Consider the following 19,372-nt stretch of genomic DNA (forward strand, 5'->3'; position numbering starts at 1 on the left):
TTAAAATTAATTATGCTTCAGTCTTTTTTATCCCGTGCAACCCTAATTTTTGTATCAAGCGTTCTAGCGATTTTATGTGTTGCCTGTAGTGAAGACAAACAAAACACCGCGACTGGTGGCAATGACCAACCCACACCTGTTGGGGATCTGGCATCAGTACAGCCTACTGTCGAACCAGTAACACCCGCAGCTACCCCAAAAGCGCAGCCGCTAGAGCCGTCTGAATCTGAAAGTGAACCAAGTCTTTTTGAAATGGGGCGAGACAAAGCTGTTGGCGCTTGGAGTATTAGCCAATCGGCTCAATCTCCAGATGACTGGAATTTGGTGGCGAGTCAGTACCAGGATGCGATCGCGCTGATGCGAAGAGTGCGGCCACAAAGCCCAGAATTTGCGATCGCTCAAACCAAAATCAGAGAATATCGCCGCCAAGTTAAATACGCCCAGCAGCAAGCTAATCCTCGCCCTGTTGCAGTTAGAGAACCTCAGAAAATAGTCGTTGTTGTTCCCCAGAGAGAAACCGCACCAAAGTTTACTTTACCTCCTATAGAAGCAAAACCGTTATCACCTGAGCCAGGTTTGCCCTCATCAGCAGTGGTGATTCCAGATCAAGCAGTATTTACAGCCCCAATTAAAAGGCGAATTGGTGGCACGCCAATTGTGGAAGTCACCTTCAATGGCCAGCAAAAATTTGAGATGATTGTGGATACGGGAGCGAGTGGTACTGTCATTACCCAACAGATGGCCAATGCTTTGGGAATCGTGACAGTGGGGAAAGCTAAGGCAAATACCGCAAGTTCCAGAGCGGTAGAATTTCCTGTGGGCTATGTTAATTCGATGGCAGTTGGCGGGGTAATAGTGAATAAAATACCAGTAGCGATCGCAGGTGCGGAACTAGAAACTGGACTTTTAGGACATGACTTTTTTGGTAACTATGATGTCACCATTAAGCGTAATGTCGTAGAATTTCGCCCGCAATTGCGATCGCAAATCAATTCCCCAGAAACTCAACTAACTGCTCCAATTTCGTCCAAGCCGCTCCACTCTGTAGGATATCCTTAGCGATTTTAATACCCTCGGCGTGATCGAGGAAGGCGATCGTACCTGCGACTTGTAGCGCCAAGGAAGCATTTAAAGCAACTGCGTCCTGTTGCGCCTGAGTTCCCTTACCTTGGAGTACCGCCTTGAGAATCTCCGCATTCTCTTGGACATCTCCACCCCGAAGCATACCTATGGTAGCAGGCGTTAAATCCAAATCTAGGGGATTAATGGTAGTTAACTGCACTTCTCCGTCTGATAACACCGCTAAATCAGTTTCATCTCCTAACCCAGCCTCATCAAGTTTTTCTCGCCCGTGCAGCACAATCGCCTTTTCCTTACCCAAATTTTGTAAAGCTTCGGCAACAGTTGCCAAAAGTTTGGGAGTGAATAAGCCCACCACTTGCCCAGTTGGGCGCAAGGGATTTACTAACGGCCCGAGCAAATTAAACACCGTTCGCACCCTGAGAGTCCGCCGCAATTGGGCAACCGCCTTGAGTGCTGGATGCCAACCAGCGGCAAACAAGAAAGTGATCCCCACTTCTTGTAGTGCTGCTTGCACTTTTTCACTAGAGGCACTCAAATTTACACCCAAGGCTTCCAATACATCTGCACTTCCTGTGAGACTTGAAGCTGAACGATTGCCGTGTTTGGCGACGCGTATACCGTAGGCTGCGGCAACAAAAGCAACAGCTGTAGAAATATTGAAAGTTGATGAACCATCTCCACCAGTACCACAGGTATCTATTAGGGGGATTGGGGATTGGGGATTAGGGATTGGGGATTGGGTAGATTCTTGACCAGTCCCCAGTCCCCAGTCCCCAGTCCCCAGTTTTGATTGAGATTGTAAGACTTCAGCCATGCCGGTTAACTCATCGGCAGAAATGCCTCTAAAGTTCAGCGCTGTTAAAATTGCTCCCGATAACTCTGGGGGAACTTCTTCACTGAGCCAACCCTTCATCAATTCAGCAGATTGAGTACGAGATAATGATTGTCCATCTATTAATTGTTGCAGCAGGATATACCAGCTAGCAGAGGATTCTTGAGCAGGGATTGGGGAAGTTGTCATAGCTAAGGTTTATATGTTGTAGCTATATTAAGAGCTATGGGATTTATCCTACCGGAAAATTGGAAGCTATCAAAGTTAGGTTTAAATCTCAAGGCTTAATTGCAAAGCTGGATTAGCGAGGTTTTGATTTGGTGCTTTATTTTCCAAATAAAGTTTAACTTCGTAATTAGTAATGAATAACTCTTTTCCTTTAGCCGCACCACTCTGCTTATAATTATTCATCCCATACTGTAATTCCCACTCGGAAATATTAGCCCATTGAAAATTTTCTCTAATTTGCTTTGAGTTGTCATAGGTAATTAGCCAGGGATGATGACATTGTTGCAAAAGTTCAGCAAATCTCTGATGTTCAAACGAAGTGTGCAAGTTACCATCTTTACCATATAGTTTTGATTTTGTAGCACTAAAATATGGTGGATCTAAAAATAAAAATACATTTTTTCCTTCTGGTTTTAATAGATAGCTGTAATCTAAATTAGTAATTTGGACGTTTTTTGATAATATATTTTCTAACTTTTCAAGTCGTTCTATTGAAGAATCAGTAAATCTTTTATGAAAAGCTTCTTGGGAAAAACCACCGGATTCTACAGTTCCAGAAAAAGTAATTCTGTTAAGGACGAAAAAACGAACGGCTCTTTCTAAATCAGATAAATTATTTACATCTACACTAGTCAATTTTGAAAACAATAATTTGCCATCTGTATATTTGACTTTAATATGCCGAATTTCTTTAACTAACTGAGCTATATCAGATTGGGCAAATTTCCAGAATAAAAAGAGTTCGCGGTTTAGATCGTTAATCCAAATTTTGATATCGGGAAACTTTTGTCTTAAATAAATGAATACAGAACCACCACCCACAAAAGGCTCTCGAAATTCCGAAAAGCTCTCTGGCAAGTATTCGACTATCTGATTAATTGCTTTTGACTTACCACCAGGATATCGTAGAGGACTTTTGAGCATAACTCGTAGAAATGTCACTGTATGCTTTAACTAAATCAGCATCAATACTTTCATTGTCTGCTCCTGTAGCATAACCAAGGTTAATGCTTCCAGCATGACTTCGGAAACGTTGACGAGTGACTTCTTTCTCTGTTTCAGCTTGCGACTTTTCACGTCTTGGAGAACCATACTGCTGTTCTATGGAAGTAGCTACCAATTCTCCAAGAGATACGCCTGCAACCTCAGCTTGTTGCTGCAATGCCGCGTAGACTTCATCACTTAATTCCAAGCTTAAAACCCGACTCACCGCACTACACCTCAGCTACTATATGTAATTATGGATGTCATACTAGCTTAGTTTATTGACAACGTATAACCTTTTAATTCTAACCATCGTCGGGATATTGACCAAGCCCCTTCGGGGCGGGAACAGGGAAGAGGGAACAGGGAACAGTGCAAGAATTAGCCCCGAAGATTTAGGGTACAAGCCCCTAAATTTATTTATGAAAGAAATAAAAACATTTTTTAAGGGGACGCGTAGCGCAAGAAAAAATACGTCCTTGTACAAATCCCCTAATTTTAATTATGGGGATTTCCCTGTTCCCTGTTGCCCGTTCCCTGTTCCCTTTTAAACAAAATTACGTATTCTTAATATAAGCTAGCTAAATAAATTTCATTTTTGAGCCAATTAATTAAACGTTGCAATTTCGTAAAAGTCTGTTACATTACTTTACAGGCAGTTATAACTGTTACAACATAAAAGCTCGGAGTATTATTTATGGCAGACGTTAAGAAGACTACGCCTTTGGTTTCAGAAGATCCTAATGCTTTGCGCTGGGGCTTCACTCCTCAGAGCGAAAACTGGAACGGTCGTTTTGCAATGATTGGTTTTTTATCCGCCGTTGCACTTGAAGTATTTTCTGGTCAAGGGATTTTACACTTCTGGGGCATCCTTTAGATTTAAACGTTTTTACCTTCATTAGATTATGAGGCAAGGCGGGGATTAGTAAAATTCTCTGTCTTGCCTCGTAATCTCAAGAATAAAAAAAGTTGCTAGCAACTAGCGTGATGAGCGAAATATTACACGCCCTGGAGATTCTTCTTGATTAATTCGTGTGTATACCCGAAGACAAGTTAACACTTCACCAGGAATACCACCACAGTCTAGTTGTAAGTCATCCTTAGATAAAGCACAGATATCTGCATAAAGTCCCGATAATTGGCGAATTCGCACTTCATTACCCGCATTAATAGCTTCATCAGCGACTTTCTTCAGGATACGCCGTGATTCATGTTGTAGCTTTCCCCACCAAGAATAGCGTTCAGCCGGTGGTACGAATACTAGGGAATGTATAGCTTCGTCCATATCAATCCAGGCACGCAGAATTGATAGAGGATCAGTATTTTTCTCTGCTTTTTGGATGCGTTGGAAGCGATCGCTTAAAGCCTCAATGTATTGATCGCGCTGTTCTGGTTTGGAGTGTAAAGAAATGACATCGAAGCTAAAAACGCTCTTTAAAGCATGATGTAAATCTGGGTCTATTTCGATAAAATTCATATATAAAAATAGAAACGCTGCTGGTAAATCGGATGTATTACCTTGGGGAATTTTAGAATTTGAAAGTGCTTGTTGATACAAGCTTAATCCCTGAGTTTGAACAGTACCACTAAGTCCGGGGTAGATAATTTCGTCGCGGATAAAGGGAAGCTGAAAGAGATTAGATTTATCTGCGATCGCACCAACTTCTTGAGCCAGATCCAAGGTACGCTGTTGCCAAGATGTAGCTAAATCCTCTGGAAGTCGTAGCAGTTTGCGTTGAATCTCATTCCACAAATCTGAATCTGTTTGGCTTTGCAGTTGGGAATTACCCAGATAATAACTGAGTTCTGAGTCAGAATTAAAAGCTTCTCGCAGGTGATTTAGTTTTAACTCATCTGGCGGATTTTCCCAACCAGTATTTTGCTGTGGCGGTGCAGGTTGCAACAGGTTATGAAGTTCTTGCAGCACATCATCGCATATTTTAGATCCTGGATCTAGTGGTAATTCTGCGCGAGCCTGATTCAAAGTAGCCTCCAGTCCATATAGACTAAACCGCAGTAATTGGGCTAACTCTGAGTTTTCTATCTCTAATAATTGACGCAAGTGCTGCATAAATATCACCTCCAAATATACTTGGCAAACCTCTGCGCCCCTACCCTGCGGCGTTCGCGTAGCGTCTCGTAGAGAAGCGCCTATGCGTTTACTCTGCGCCCCTCTGCGTTGAAAAATATTAATATTTTTCAACGCAGAGGAACACAAAGGTTAGCGCAGAGAAACGCAGAGGTTTAATGTATGCCGCAAAAGGGATCGCGTTCTTTATCAACTTCATTAGGTTGTAACTCTAATTCAGCACGATAAATACATCCTTCTTCTTTCAAGCATTCTTGATTTTGTGATGTCCAGTAAGGGACTTCACCAGCGTGCATCCTTAGAATACCTCGATCGTCGAGAGTTACACGATATTGGCAAGGGTAATCGGTAGTTACATCTGGTTTACTGAGTGCGCCAATTCTTATCCATTTTTTGCTGTTGGTTTCGGCATCTGTTTGATAAACATAGAAGGTGTGCTGTCCAGTTTGTGGGAAGGGAGGTAAGGGATTACTAATTAACCCAATTCCTGGTTGCGTCACTCCATCGCGGAGATAGTGAAATTTGTGAAACGTTCTACTACCATCATTTCCTACTTCAAATACAAGATGATAGGCATCTGGTTGATCTACGGTTGCTGACTCAATAACATTGACGGCAATATCACCATCATTCAAGTCTTTATTGAAGCGTTCTACAGCAATATTCCAGTTTAATTTACCATCAGCAAATAGCGCTGATGTTTCTGAAACTACCGATTCTAAATCAATCCCAGAAATATCAATTAAATAATGGGGATTTCCCTGACAAAGCAACACATTAAATTCGAGAGTTTGGTCAATCTCAAACTGGACTTTTATTTTTTTCAGAAACTCTGCTTCTTGCATTTCCAGTTGATTCATGAGGTTTTTACCGTCAAAGCTTCCCCAAAGCCGTAAATCTCCCTCTTCGTAATCTTGACGGTAGATAATGTTAGTTAATTGTATGCCTTGCCAATGAGTACGAACTTTGGCAACAGTTTCCCAAGGTGCGAGTTGATAGAGTTCTTGTCCGGCTTTGAATATAGTTAGTAAATCGTTGCTTTGGGTTTTGCGTTTGAAGTTGCAGGGCAAATAATAAAACAGGTTTTTAACATCAATTTCTAGCTGGTTGGCTCCCTTACGCAACAAGCTTTTGGACTCTTCTGGATCGAATCTTAATCTTCGTAGCTTTTCGGCATAACAAGCACCGGCGGAGGTGGCTAGTTTGGTAAATTCCAACACAAAAGTAATCCGTTCTGGATTCCAGACAAAATATGGAGACTTACTAAATTCTTGGTAGATTTGGCGCTGTACTATGTCTAAATTACAAGTTTTACCAGACAAAATTAACCAATCAACTTTTTGGGAATTCCAAGAATCTTTGGTGAGATCATCGGGACGCAAACGACTTTCCATTAATCCTTTGGCAATTCCGATCGCTTCTTTAATTCCAGATGCGGCGGCTCGTTCAAATTGCTGGTTATCTAGGGTGATGCAGATGTTATTTGGATCTGTAACTTGCAATTTAACAGCGCTTTGGGTAAGCAGTTCGGAAATTTGCTGCTCTGAAAGTGTGAAGGTTAATAGAGAATTTTCTGCTGGTGGCTTTTGCCCAAGTTTAAGTTTAGCTGCTTCTGCATAATCCCAGAGAATATAAAAGGATTGCAGGCGTTGGGGTGCTTGTTGCCAACGGGTGGGCAATACTTTCTCGGCAGTATCTAAGGCATCTTTGTAAGCAATATCACCTTCTGGATTTTCTCTATCCAGACATTTTAAAAGACTGCCAGTTTTGAATTTGCCTTGTTCTAAAAAGCGCTCGTTTAACTCGGAGTTAATTAAATCTTCTAGCTTTTCGTTTTCAATACCACCTGTTGTTACTGCTGTCAATAAAAAATCTGCGATCGCAACTTTTAATAATCTAAAAATTCGCAGTGTAATTAACTCACCGCCTAACTGTAAATGACCAGATGAGCCTAATAGTTTGGGGGTAAGTTTATAGTAACGTCCTCCTAAACCTCGGTCTTCATAATCAGCAAAAGCTGGGGTTTTGTCTTCTAATGTCAGTTCAATTAAAGCTAAGTCTGTGGTTCCGCCGCCGATATCCAAGACAAGGACATTTTGTGACCATTTGTTTCCTGCTTGGCGACAACGGGTTTTGAATGACTCGATACCAATGTTGAGATTACCGCCAAATTCTCGCCATAAAAAGAATATTGCTACAGAAACGGCTTCATCATAAGCAGTTTGTACATCATCGATCCCCAACTGCTCAACTAATTCCCTAACTTCCTTACGAACAACAGGTGGGGCGACTGTTGGGTAAGTGACAACTGCTGTTAAAAAATTCCCTTCTGAAAATCTGCGTCGTGCGTGTTGGCGGTAGTCTTCAGTTAACTCGATTAAATGCGCCCAAGCAGATTGTATTAACTGGTTAGCGGTAATTGTTTCTTCTTCACCATCTAAAATAACCGAAAACGATCGCTCCTGACCAAAATAGCGTTTGGGTGAATGGTGAAACCTGCTGATAATTTCCTTTAAAGAACCGCTTGTACCTTGAGCGATCGCTTTTTTTCGGTTATCTCTAGCTTCCCTACCCATCCGCAGTTTTAAATCCCCTAAGTGCGAAATTTCCGACTCGCTGGGAATTTCCGTATCGCGGCGATCGATATCCAGCACAACTGGGATCAGATTTTGCGACTCTAGGGTAGGGACGCGGAACACCTCATGATAGATTTGGTAAAGTTTTTTGCTGACAGCCCGGCGGAATCTCTCGCTGTTTCCTAAAGAAAGTTCAATTTGGCGAATTGCTTCCAAAAATCGCTCTTTATTATCACTTTCAAAAACTTCACTCAATCGGTTGGGTTCTATCTCCAGGTTTTTGCTAATTTCTGTGATAAACTTTGCCCAATCATCAGCGCTGACATCCGGTAAAGCTATAGAGGCGGGAGAACTTAGCCATTGCGATAAGCGATCGCGCAACCGCATCTCTTGTTCTTTGGGTAAAATTTCTGCGATCGGTACTTCAATTGGATCGAAAAGTGTGACTGTCGAATTCGACGTGCCAAAATCTAAAGCAAACCATCCCGGAAATCTTTTTTGTTGTTTCTCGCTTGGTTCGCGATCGCTATAGTTATTCAATTGGAAAGGGTTCATTATAGTATCACTTTCTGTTGTTTATTTTATAGCTGGCTAAAAACTGTAATATTGCATTATAAAATTACAAATTCAGAGAATCCTTATGGTAAAAACTTTTAATTTTTGCTCCTGTACCACTGATTCTGTTTAGCACTGGCTTTTTTATTTAGCGCGATATCTACGCCTACGCTTTTATATAGGACGTAGGCGTAGCCCAAACTAGACATCGTTATGAAAATTACGGTAGTTACAAAGTTGATGTTAAAGATTCTTGCTCAGTTACAAGTCTTATTTTTTCGACTTGTTCGATAGTTAAATCAAGTAACTGGGCAACCTCTTCTATAGAGATACCATAATCTAAGAACCGAGGTATAAGTTCAAGTTTTGCTTGTTCTCGTCCTTTTTCTAGTGCTTCTTGTCGCCCTTCTTCTTTAGCTTCTCGATAAACCCTAGTTTCTTGTAACTTAATTTCAAACATCGCCTCTACCTCTTCACTACTTAAGTTTGCAAATTTATAACCAGTAATTGTTGTGATTACTCAGCTGCAAGTCTTACTTGTTCGATGGTTAAATTAAGTGATTGGGCAACCTCTTCCATCGACATACCAAGGGCTAAGAACTGAGGTACAACTTCAAGTTTTGCTTGTTCTCGTCCTTGTTCTCGCCCTAGTTCTAGTCCTAGTTCTATCCCCTCTTGTTTAGCTTCTTGATAAACCCTAGTTTCTTCTAACTTAACTCCTAACATAGCCTCTACCTCTTCACGACTTAAGTTGGCAAATTTATAAACTACAATTGTTGTGATTACATCTATTATCTCCTTCTTAGCCAAGACAGTTATCTGTTCTTGTTGCACCCGCTCAATTAAACGTTTCGCTTCTTGCACCATTTGACTCTCTGAGGCAATAGTCAACTGCATCAAACTGATACCTACTTTTTGCTCATCAGGACTACCTAACTCATCTAAATAAATTCGTTGTACTTGAGAACTGTTCAGTAATGATCTGTGAATAGTAGTCTTTTCCGGTTCCAAGCTGCGAGATTCATATCTCGACGCGATCGCGTCATCTCAAATCCAAATCATCTGAGTAAGAAACAGCCGCAGTTTCGGAAATAATCTGCAACCAAGTAGGAATTTGGATCTCAGATGGCAATTCCCCAGCGGCCAAATATCTTAGCAAAGTTTCTTTTTTTGAAAGGTTTTGCAGACTAGGAATAATTTGATCCAAAATACCTTCTAGTTCGGAATTAATTTGCTGATTAACTTCGCTAACATACTGCACGAGATGGAGGCTAGCGCTAGCAGTAATTTCATCTCGCAGTCGCAGTACTAAAAGTTGGTGATTGCTCGATCTGGGTAAGCCTTGGCTTTTCTCTGGTGCCCAATCAAAGATTTGACCAACGTTGTGTTTGTCGTCTTGACGTGCTAATGGAAAGATAATTTCGGGTGCAACGGTTTTGTCTTTACTACTGATTTCAGCGATAATTGCTTCTTTCCATTCGTTAGGGTCGCATCCTAGTAATAATTTGTAAAAAAGATCGGCATCTTCAAAACCAAATTTTTCTTCGATTTCTTGTTCCATTTCTGGGTGGAAAAATGCCTGCAATTGTTCGCGTTCTGGGGCGATATGATTTGACAATTGGTTTAATAAATCTACCACGGCTTGCTGGATGCGATCGCGGGCAAAATCTTCTACTTCTTTAACGGTTTTCTCAAATACTGGATAAAAATCATCACTCTTAGTCGGAAGGGCAGTATTTACACGGTTTCCCCGATCGAATAATTTCCCAGCTGCACCTTTAGATTCTGCCAGAGCGATCGCTCCATTATTGGCTTTGTTGAAGAGTAAAGTCCACTGGTTCCAATTAAGGATTCTAAAGGTGAGTTCGTCTTTTACTACATCGCTGACAACAACACCGCGTCGGTCTTTAAGTGGTTCTTTGCCGATATCTTTTTGAAAATTTCTGTAAATTTTATCTAAGCTTTCGACCACAAAGCGCAATTCGATAAAAGCGGGACTATCGCCTGTGGGGATACCTTGCTCGTGAATTTCATCTATGATGTCTTTCAAGTGATCTTGTTGCTGACTCACCACATCAGCAGCTCTTTTGGTATCTTCATGTAGTTGCTTCAGACCATGAGTAGCTACATGGGTTTGAATCAATTCGCGCAGCTTACTAAGTCCGCCATCTTGACTAAAGTAACCTAGCTGTCTGCCTAAATAGCTACGGGTATTAGATTCTATCAGCCGTTCACTTAATAGCTCCCATTTCTGTTGTAGCCGTTTAGACCTGTCTAGGTAATCAGGATAGTCTAGGTTAGCTAAAAACTCTGGTGAGCCTGCTTTGACTTTACTAGAACGCTTTGCCAATTCAGCCAATCCCAACAGTGGCGACAGTAAAACGATGCGGTCTTTTTGGCTTGTAAATGCTGCTGCACCGTCAATGGTAGTTTGCAGAACTTTGAGTTTTTGGAGAACCGTTTCCTCTTCTAAATGGCTATCTTCAATCAGATGGTCAAGTTCTCTTTCGCCACCCTCGCTATCTAGAGGTAGTTGATCGAAGCGACCCACACCGACGAGAATTAAATCTTTCAGGTCTTGTCCAGGTCGCTGCTGTTGCATCATCGTGAAGATTTTATTGGCGCGATCGCTTCCAGGAGATTTACCATTTAGCAATACCAAAATTGTCTGTACTTCTGCCAGTTCTCGCAATGACAAAAAGGTATCCCTAGCCCCCGAATTAGCAGCCCCCAATCCCGGAAAGTCGATAAGAATAAATTTAGCTGCATCTGCAAAATCCCAAATTTCCCGTGAGATTTTCACATCGATATCGACGCGGCGGATCAGTGGGAAACTGTTTTGCAATAACTTTGTTGGTAGCCTCTGGGGTGGACTCGGTAATCTGATGTGCGCTGGGGGTAGATCCTCAAATGTCAGAGTTTGGATTGCCATTGGCTGTTCGACCAGCTGTAGACCCTCACGGGCAGTCACCGCATCAATTTGGTAGTGCCCACCACACATAACTTCCCCATAAGCTTGATAAGCCCGCAGGAATAATACCAACTCTCGGAGTAAATAACGTAGCTCTAAATTGTTACTGCTATTCCATGCTTCTTCACACCAGCCAATAATATCTGTCCCAGAGTTGAGTTTCGATACTGGTATCGGAGGAAGCCCCGCTGCTGTTGTTCGTTTATTGGCTTCCCCTAGCATGAAGCGTAGACACTCATGTACTCCCTCATGAGAAAGATACTCTACCGTAAAGTTACTTAGTTGTGTCGTTGCGAAATCGTCTTGCGGGATAATATGGATGGCAGTAACATTACCAGTAGTGGGGTTTTCACTGACAGGCAAAGCATCTGCATATCCAATTAGACTGCCTAAAAGTAAAGTTTTTCCACTACTGAATTCCCCCATCACCCCAATTTTTACAGGCGAAGTTGCCAGGTCTACAGTTTTCTGGGCAGCTGAACGCAAACGAAGAAGACAGTCATCAAGACTAGCTGGAACCCAATCTTCTTGTTTAGAAGGGTACTGGGGCACAGAATCTATCTTTCGGAGGATGAATTCGCCGTACTCCTTAAAACGGCCAAGTTTATCTGGTTCCATAAAGTAGTTTCCGCCTAACATTAATTTCTGTGAGCTTTATAACATAAAAAATGCGATTATCAGCCATTGTTGCAACGTGTTGATATCACATTTAGCATTTCTCTCATTTAATTTGCGATTTTGCTAAGCTGCCACGCATCTAGTTTTTTAGCTGACTCTAGGCTATGGAAGGGTTTTAGACCCAATATTATACAATTTAAATGCACGACAGCTTATAGCAATCCTAAATCATTAGTGAGATTTGTGAATTCTATTTTTGTTCTCTTTTCCTTGGCAGTTCGTCATCACCCAGATTTCTGATAACTCAGATAGGATTGCTATATAAGGAATTTTGAATAGTCAAGACAATTTTGAAAATTGGGTTTTGTTGAGAACAATAAAAAAGAATACATTCGTCATCATCCAGGATTACGAATAAAGTTGGGTTTTATACCACTACTTAACTGAAGACTGCTTAGTATATATGTAGTTTTCAAACTCTTTTATACCCCTGATTTTAAGGATAGCTAGATCCATCAGCCAGATTCTAATTCATGCTGAATTCTTCTTGATGAAAAATCAATATTTATTTTGGATAAAATTCTTGATGATTGTAAATTTCTGATAAAGATGTAAACACTCCACAGAAAATCATATAGCTTCTGTAAAGCTCAATCAGGTTTTTGAGCAATTCAATTACATAGCTAAGATGAATTTCTCAGTGATTTAAAGAAGAAAGAAAGTCAAACAAGTTCTCTGATATATAGATAGTTTAAATTTCACAAAAAATGCCGAAGTTAATCTTAATGATAACTTCAGAATTTTTTCAATTTATTTACAGTAAAAGAGGAATTCGCGCATATATAAAAATGAATAAAGTATTAAGATCGTTAGCATGTTGGCATGAAAAAGATTATATCCATGTATTAACAAATCATATTTTCAGACTATTACCTTAATAATTTAGGCAGAGCAGGCAGGCAAAAGTGTTTTCTAAAAAGGTGCAGAGCTACGTTAACCAAATCATCGTTGAAGAGGAAGAAAGACAACAGAATGAAAAAGTATTTTGTCAGCAAGCGGATACTACTCCTCTGATGATTTGGATGTCTGGATGCAATGCACTTTACTGTTACTTCAATTCCAATTGGCTGAAATTTACTGGAACACATCTAACAACAGCCACGTCTGCATCTGCGCGAGAAGAGGAGATAGGCAATATTTGGACTTGCAGTGTTCATCCAGAAGATAGACAGCGATGTGAAGATATATACCTGAGAGCATTTGCGACACATAATTCCTTCCAGAGGAAATATCGCCTGCGTGGTACTGATGGCGAATATCGCTGGATTTTAGATACAGCTGCGCCACGATTTGCAGCAGATGGTAGCTTTGTTGGTTACATCGGTTATTGTATCGATCTAACAGGAGTGCTGATAGCGGAAAGCTACTCACTATCTACAAATTCTTCTCGTCACCTACGTAAAATTACAGATAAAAACCGGGCAACAGAGTTAGCAAAAGCATTAGAGCAACTGCAAGCTGAAATTACGAAACGCCAAGCAGTTGAAGCACAGTTGCGCCAAAAAACATCAGAATTTGCAGCGATTTTGCAAGTGCTTCCTGATTTGTACTTTCGGCTTGAGGCTGATGGAAGTATTCTGGATTACAAGCAAGGATTGATGCAGAGTATGTATATTCCATCAGGAGATTATCAGGGCAAGAGTTTGCGAGAATGCTTACCGACTGGTGTAGGCGATCGCTTCTACCAAGCAATAACTCAAGTACTTGAAACTCAATATGAAGTCAGTTTTGAATATACCTTACCGCTACCAGAAGGGAAAAATCATTTTGAAGCTAGGTTATTACCATTACCAGACCAGCAAATTATCGTTCTTGTCCGCGACACCAGCGAGAATATCCAAGCAGCATTGATCGAAAGTGATGCCAAGTTCCGCAGCATTGTGGAAAACGCCAACAACGTTATTTTTGCGTTGACACTTGAAGGAATATTTTCCTACATTTCTCCTAACTGGACTGAAATTTTTGGGCATGAGATTGCAGAGGTTGAAGGCAAATCCTTTATTCCCTTTATACATCCTGACGATGTGCATATCTGTACCGATTATTTCCAAAGAATTTTGACAACAGGCGAGAAACAAAAAGCAATTGAATATCGAATCAAACACAAAAATGGTAGTTGGCGATGGCATACAAGCAACTCATCTGCGATTAGAGACGCCAATGGTAATGTTTTGTACTTCGTTGGTATTTGCTATGACACCACTGACCGCAAAGAAGCAGAAGTAGCTCTAGCAGAACGAGCGCAGTTAGCAAATTTTCGTGCTGATGTAGATGCGGCATTGACCCAGAGTGACAGCTTACAGAACATGATGCGCTGCTGCACTGACGCTTTAGTTGAACATCTTGATGCAGCCTTTGCTCGCATCTGGACGCTGAACAAACAAAATAATGTATTGGAGTTGCAAGTCAGTTCGGGGATGTACACCCATATCAATGGGCCCCATAAATATGTGCCAGTCGGTCAATTCAAAATTGGTTTGATTGCTGAAGAGGGCAAACCTCACTTAACTAATTCTGTGGAGACAGATCCCCGCGTCGGTAACAAAGAATGGGCACAGCAAGAGGGTATGGTCGCCTTTGCTGGCTATCCCTTAATTGTTGAAGATGAAACTGTAGGGGTGATTGCGATGTTTGCCCGCCAAACAGTGACAGAATCGGCTTTCACAGCATTAGAATTTGCTGCCCAGGAGATTGCCATTGGCATCAAGCGCAAACAAGCAGAAATTGCACTCAGAGAAAGCGCCCAGCGAGAAGCGCTACTTAATCGTCTTTCTAATCAGATTCGAGCTTCTTTGGATCTCAATTACATTGTGGAAACCGCAGTGCAAGAAATTCACAACTTATTCGAGATCGATCGCTGCGTCTTCTTTTGGTATCGGCAAGATGCTGATGTACCCTACTGGGAAAAAGTATATGAGGCGAAAAGTTCCTTTTTACCCTGTCTGCTTAACCAACAAGAAGCAACTAATGGAGAAATCAAACTAATTGCAGCCAAAACCTTGAACGGAGAAATCATCCGTATTAATGATGCTGAAACTGTGAGCGATTCCATAGCACAGAAGTTTTTGCAGGATTTTGGTTTCACTGCTTTTATGTCGTTGCCTGTACATACCCAGTCTGGCGAAATTGGTGCATTTAGCTGTGGTTATTGTAGTGGCTTTCGCCCTTGGTTGAACAACGAAGTAGAATTACTACAAGCAGTTACAGTTCAACTAGCGATCGCCATTGACCAAGCTAAACTTTATACCCAAAGTCGCATCACTGCCCAAACTGCCCAAGATAAAGCCCAGCAACTAGAAGCAGCACTGCTAGAACTTCAACAGACTCAAGCGCAACTGATTCAAACTGAAAAAATGTCCAGTTTAGGACAATTGGTTGCAGGTATTGCCCACGAAATTAATAATCCCGTCAATTTCATCTACGGCAATATTAACCACGCCAGAGAATATACTAAGGATTTGCTGCACTTAGTAGAACTTTATCAACAGAGTTACTGCCCACCAACACCAGAGATTAACCAACAAATCAATACCATTGATTTAGACTTTCTCCGGCAAGATTTACCCAAAATCCTGGAGTCTATGAAAATGGGAGCCGAACGCATTCGGCAGATTGTCCTATCTTTACGCAATTTTTCTCGTCTTGATGAAGACGGTACAAAAGCAGTAGATATTCATGAAGGTATGAATAACACCTTGCTGTTGTTGCAAAATCGTCTAAAAGCTAAACCAGGACATCCCGAAATCCAAGTAATCCGAGACTACGGCAACCTACCACCAGTAGTGTGCCATGCTGGACAGATGAATCAGGTGTTTATGAATCTGTTGACAAATGCGATCGATGTTTTAGAAGAGTCATTTGTCATTAGTCATACCCTGCGGGAAGGCGTACCCCTACGGGGAAGCAAGCTACGCGTAGCGTCTCCAAGAGTTGCGCCTATGTCATTAGTAAATAACACTGAACAAAGGACAAATGACCAAGGACAAATGACTTTTCCACAAATTCGCATTCGCACTCTCATCCAAGAAGACTATGTAATCATTAGCATTGCCGATAATGGCCTAGGTATGACTGAGGAAGTACGCAAACGCCTATTTGACCCCTTCTTTACGACAAAAGCTGTGGGTAAAGGCACAGGTATGGGACTATCAATTAGCTACCAAATTATCGTTCAAAAACACAGTGGAAAGATCGATTGTAGTTCAGCACCAGGAGAAGGTGCTGAGTTTGTTGTGATGATTCCACTAAAGCAAGAACCCTCAACGTAGACATCACACAATGACATGAAGAGTGCTGAGTTCCAAGTGCTGAGTGCTGAGATGAAAGACCGCCCACAAGGGGCGGGGTATCAACCTCCAAACGAATTGTTGATTCCGCTTGACTTCGGGCGGGGCTTTTACCATAGTGCAAAAGTACTGAGTATTCAATCGTCTTTACTCAGCACTCAGCACTCAGCACTCAGTACTGAGTATGGTAAATGCAGCTACTAATATTCGAGATGAAGGGATGCGTTTACTAGTGTTAGGGACTAGCGCTACTGCCAGTGGAGAGAGTGTAAGACCAAAACGGGGTCGCAAGACATCTGTAGAGGTGACTGTCTATGAAGTTGGAAGCCCACACTATAGCGTTTCCCATTCAGATGGGGTACAACGTTATATTGCAAGGTGTAGGGGCACAGCATGCCGTGCCCCTATGGGTGTACCTCACGTAAATGAGAACCGCTATATATTGCTCTTAGCAATTAGTGTTGGGTAGTTCACAAACGTTCTAATTGTAGTACTATCTTTTCGTAGGTGTAGCCCAAACCAGGCATCGCACCTGATTAAAAAAATCCCTGAGTACAAATAAAATAGAAGGCTGGGATGATACAACCCCAAAGTCAAAATAGTATCACCTACACACGCGTTATCCACCTAAGTCATGTCATTGACGTAGATATTCCCCAATGGTCTGGAGATCCCACAGTAGAGTTTGAAACTGTGGCTGAACTAAATAATGATGGCTATTACCTGCGGCGTTTCTCCTTGGGGGAACATAGCGCTACCCATATCAACGCTCCTAATAGTTTTCATAGTTCTGCTCTGGGAATTGACCAATACCCCGCCCAGTCTTTAGTTGTACCTGCGGTGGTCATAAATATTTGCCAAGCCACAGCAGATAATTCTGATTATGCCCTAACTATTGCTGATGTTTTGGCTTGGGAAGAAGAACACGGTGAAATTTCTCCTGGTTGCGTAGTTTTACTGAATACTGGTTGGGAAAAAAAGTGGTTTGATAAAAGTGCATTCCTCAATCATGATGCTCAAGGGATTCCCCACTTTCCAGGATTTGGCAGCGATGCAACTCAATTTTTACTTGATGAACGGCAAATAATTGGGATAGGAATTGATACTCATGGTGTAGATCCTGGACAGGATAACAGTTTTGCGATTAACCGCCTGGTATTAGAACAACCGCGCATTGTGTTGGAGAATCTGACGAATTTGGATCAATTGCCACCTAAAGGTACTACTCTAGCGATCGCAGTTCTGAGATTACGTGGTGGTTCTGGTTCTCCTGTTGGAGTATTGGCGTTAGTGCCTTAATTTTTATATCGATATTTGCTTATCGCGCCAATTTCCTAAACTTGAGGATAACCTAGAAAGCAAGCAAAGTTAATACACAAGTTTCAGTGGATCATCGGAGATTTTCAAAATGACAACTCCGCTATCTTGCCGCAATTATATAGACGGTCAATGGTTGAGTGCAGTAGGAGAAGCAACCCTAGAAAGTCGCAACCCTGCTGACAAAACCGAAGTGGTGGCCACATTTCCCCGTTCCCAAGTTAAAGATGTAGACACAGCAGTAGCCGCCGCCCGTAAAGCTTACCGCAGTTGGCGCACAGTCCCCGCCCCAGCTAGGGCAGAATACATCTTTCGCGTCGGGGAAATATTACTCCAGCATAAAGAAGAACTTGCCCAATTAATCAGTCGAGAAATGGGTAAACCCTTGACGGAAGCCAGGGGAGATGTCCAAGAAGGTATTGACTGTGCCTTTTACAGTGCTGGCGAAGGACGGCGACTATTTGGGCAAACCACACCCTCAGAAATGTCCAATAAATTCGCCATGACTGTGCGAATGCCCATCGGAGTCTGTGCCTTAATTACTCCTTGGAATTTCCCTGTGGCAATTCCTTGCTGGAAAGCTATGCCAGCCTTGGTATGTGGCAATACAGTTATTCTTAAACCTGCTGAAGATACTTCCGCCTGTGCAACTAAATTGATTGAGATTTTTCAACAAGCAGGTTTACCACCAGGAGTAATTAACTTGGTGCATGGTGTGGGAGAGGAGGCGGGGAAAGCTTTAGTTGAGCATCCCCATGTGGATTTGGTATCCTTTACCGGTTCTTCAGAAACGGGTGCTTTTGTCGGCGCAACTTGCGGACGCACTCACAAGCGTGTCTGTTTGGAAATGGGTGGTAAAAACGCTCAAGTGGTGATGGAAGATGCCGATTTAGAACTTGCTCTCGATGGTGCAGTGTGGGGAGCATTTGGGACAACTGGGCAACGGTGTACGGCTACCAGTCGGCTGATTTTGCATCGTGATATCAAAGAAAAATTCACCACTATGCTTTATGAACGTACCAGTAAATTACGCTTGGGTGCTGGCACTGACCCGAACACAGATATTGGCCCGATTGTCAATGAAAAGCAACTCCAGCAGGTGAGCAAGTATTTGGATATCGCCCGTGAAGAAGGAGCAAAGATTTTAATTGGTGGAGAAATTGCTAGTGAAGGCTCACTGAAAAACGGTTACTTCTTTCAACCAACTATTTTGGATGATGTAACTCCTGATATGCGAGTTGCCCGTGAAGAGATATTTGGGCCAGTGGTGGTATTGATTGAGGTTAGCTCCTTTGAAGATGCGATCGCAATTCTCAACGATAGCAATTATGGTCTTTCTTCTTCAGTTTACACCCGCGATATCAATCGGGCTTTTACTGCCATGCGCGACATTGAAGCAGGTATCACCTATATTAACGGCCCCACTATTGGCGCAGAGGTACACTTGCCCTTTGGTGGTGTGAAACAAACCGGTAACGGACACCGCGAAGCTGGAACTACTGCTTTAGATGTTTTTACAGAGTGGAAAAGTGTCTATGTTGACTTTTCTGGAAGTTTGCAACGCGCTCAGATAGATAACCGCAGTTAATTATCTGCAAATACACTTGGGTTAAGGCTTGATTATCCCTAACTCTCCTGAAATTGGAATCCGCTTTGCTGCTTTAAACCGTTGCAAACTCAGTGTATTTCCTCACTTCTGGAGGCTGAAAAGCCAAGACAATATAACTGGCAGGAACACCTAAACTAGTGATGAACCAAGCTTAATACGAAAAT

15 protein-coding genes are annotated in these 19,372 nt (G+C 42.0%); 6 read left to right on the forward strand and 9 right to left on the reverse strand.

Translation table 11 applies throughout. The annotated features are described in order from the left end of the window. Nucleotides 1-12: 12 nt before the first annotated feature. Nucleotides 13-1,059 carry a retropepsin-like aspartic protease family protein gene (locus V7K67_RS06615; RefSeq protein WP_334732764.1) on the forward strand — a complete coding sequence of 349 codons (1,047 nt, stop codon included), beginning with the start codon at nt 13-15 and terminating at the stop codon, nt 1,057-1,059. On the opposite strand, the gene trpD is transcribed toward V7K67_RS06615, so the two are convergent. The 3 genes from trpD to V7K67_RS06630 form a co-directional block, all read right to left on the reverse strand. Continuing rightward, nucleotides 989-2,104 carry an anthranilate phosphoribosyltransferase gene (trpD, locus tag V7K67_RS06620; protein ID WP_334732765.1) on the reverse strand — a complete coding sequence of 372 codons (1,116 nt, stop codon included), beginning with the start codon at nt 2,102-2,104 and terminating at the stop codon, nt 989-991. The genes V7K67_RS06615 and trpD overlap by 71 nt on opposite strands. Nucleotides 2,105-2,185: 81 nt before the next feature. Then, nucleotides 2,186-3,067 (reverse strand): DNA adenine methylase, encoded by an 882-nt coding sequence (locus tag V7K67_RS06625; RefSeq protein WP_335165723.1) that lies wholly within the window; start codon nt 3,065-3,067, stop codon nt 2,186-2,188. After that, complete coding sequence (locus V7K67_RS06630) at nt 3,033-3,353, reverse strand: hypothetical protein (RefSeq protein ID WP_335165725.1); 321 nt, start codon at nt 3,351-3,353, stop codon at nt 3,033-3,035. The genes V7K67_RS06625 and V7K67_RS06630 overlap by 35 nt, the downstream gene beginning before the upstream one ends. A 471-nt stretch (nt 3,354-3,824) precedes the next feature. Between V7K67_RS06630 and V7K67_RS06635 the strand changes: the two genes are divergently transcribed. Next, the gene (locus V7K67_RS06635) at nt 3,825-4,004 is read left to right on the forward strand and encodes a high light inducible protein (protein WP_229471559.1); all 180 of its coding nucleotides are present in this window, start codon (nt 3,825-3,827) and stop codon (nt 4,002-4,004) included. A 102-nt stretch (nt 4,005-4,106) separates the two neighbouring features. Here the strand turns inward: V7K67_RS06635 and V7K67_RS06640 are convergent, their stop codons facing one another. From V7K67_RS06640 to V7K67_RS06660, 5 genes are all read right to left on the reverse strand, one after another. Continuing rightward, complete coding sequence (locus V7K67_RS06640) at nt 4,107-5,198, reverse strand: hypothetical protein (protein WP_334732768.1); 1,092 nt, start codon at nt 5,196-5,198, stop codon at nt 4,107-4,109. A 173-nt stretch (nt 5,199-5,371) separates the two neighbouring features. After that, nucleotides 5,372-8,347 (reverse strand): molecular chaperone, encoded by a 2,976-nt coding sequence (locus V7K67_RS06645; protein ID WP_335165727.1) that lies wholly within the window; start codon nt 8,345-8,347, stop codon nt 5,372-5,374. A 229-nt stretch (nt 8,348-8,576) separates the two neighbouring features. Beyond that, nucleotides 8,577-8,864, reverse strand: a complete 288-nt coding sequence (locus V7K67_RS06650) for an Rpn family recombination-promoting nuclease/putative transposase (RefSeq protein WP_334732781.1) — start codon at nt 8,862-8,864, stop codon at nt 8,577-8,579. Beyond that, nucleotides 8,864-9,385 carry an Rpn family recombination-promoting nuclease/putative transposase gene (locus V7K67_RS06655; RefSeq protein WP_335165738.1) on the reverse strand — a complete coding sequence of 174 codons (522 nt, stop codon included), beginning with the start codon at nt 9,383-9,385 and terminating at the stop codon, nt 8,864-8,866. Before V7K67_RS06655 ends, V7K67_RS06650 begins: the two co-directional genes overlap by 1 nt. A 4-nt stretch (nt 9,386-9,389) precedes the next feature. After that, complete coding sequence (locus tag V7K67_RS06660) at nt 9,390-11,936, reverse strand: proteasome protein (protein WP_334732771.1); 2,547 nt, start codon at nt 11,934-11,936, stop codon at nt 9,390-9,392. Nucleotides 11,937-12,901: 965 nt separating this feature from the next. Here V7K67_RS06660 and V7K67_RS06665 point away from each other — a divergent pair. The 4 genes from V7K67_RS06665 (at nt 12,902) to V7K67_RS06680 (ending at nt 19,187) form a co-directional block, all read left to right on the forward strand. After that, nucleotides 12,902-16,264 (forward strand): PAS domain S-box protein, encoded by a 3,363-nt coding sequence (locus V7K67_RS06665; protein ID WP_334732772.1) that lies wholly within the window; start codon nt 12,902-12,904, stop codon nt 16,262-16,264. A 51-nt stretch (nt 16,265-16,315) separates the two neighbouring features. Continuing rightward, a complete protein-coding gene (locus tag V7K67_RS06670; RefSeq protein WP_335165729.1) occupies nt 16,316-16,486 on the forward strand; it encodes a hypothetical protein in 171 nt (56 codons plus the stop codon). A gap of 372 nt (nt 16,487-16,858) precedes the next feature. Then, nucleotides 16,859-17,581 (forward strand): cyclase family protein, encoded by a 723-nt coding sequence (locus V7K67_RS06675; RefSeq protein WP_334732774.1) that lies wholly within the window; start codon nt 16,859-16,861, stop codon nt 17,579-17,581. A 109-nt stretch (nt 17,582-17,690) separates the two neighbouring features. Then, nucleotides 17,691-19,187, forward strand: a complete 1,497-nt coding sequence (locus V7K67_RS06680) for an aldehyde dehydrogenase family protein (RefSeq protein ID WP_334732775.1) — start codon at nt 17,691-17,693, stop codon at nt 19,185-19,187. Nucleotides 19,188-19,260: 73 nt separating this feature from the next. Here the strand turns inward: V7K67_RS06680 and V7K67_RS06685 are convergent, their stop codons facing one another. Next, nucleotides 19,261-19,350, reverse strand: a complete 90-nt coding sequence (locus V7K67_RS06685) for an element excision factor XisI family protein (RefSeq protein WP_335165740.1) — start codon at nt 19,348-19,350, stop codon at nt 19,261-19,263. Nucleotides 19,351-19,372 lie beyond the last annotated feature (22 nt).

Source organism: Nostoc sp., assembly GCF_036917155.1.
GTDB lineage: Bacteria > Cyanobacteriota > Cyanobacteriia > Cyanobacteriales > Nostocaceae > Nostoc.